At 29.0% G+C, this 255-nt stretch carries 1 protein-coding gene; it reads left to right on the top strand.

Features of this window, described 5'->3' with window-relative positions; genetic code table 11:
* Positions 1-255 (top strand): hypothetical protein (locus tag SB749_RS20110; RefSeq protein ID WP_410711865.1); only part of this gene is annotated, 255 nt, incomplete at both ends.

Here is a 255-nt window from a genome sequence, read left to right as displayed (position 1 = left end):
AGTTATAGTGATTCACACGATGCTATAAGTTCTGAACTAAAAATCCCTTACTTTCAAACTGTCAGTGGTAACTTACAAAAACATAGAATGTTTAGTTTAAATAAGCTACTGATTTCAATGAAAAATGCTCACGAGCAGGTTGGTTACAATTCATCAATTGTACATATTTTCAATGCTTTTCAGTTATATGAAAACAAAGAATTTGGCAGCTATTTTAGAAACCTTTATCAAGTTCTTAAACTTATAAAAATGAGT

Origin of the sequence: Brevibacterium sp. SIMBA_078 (genome assembly GCF_046534565.1) — a bacterium.
Lineage (GTDB): Bacteria > Actinomycetota > Actinomycetes > Actinomycetales > Brevibacteriaceae > Brevibacterium.
This window is presented reverse-complemented; position numbering and strand designations above follow the sequence as displayed.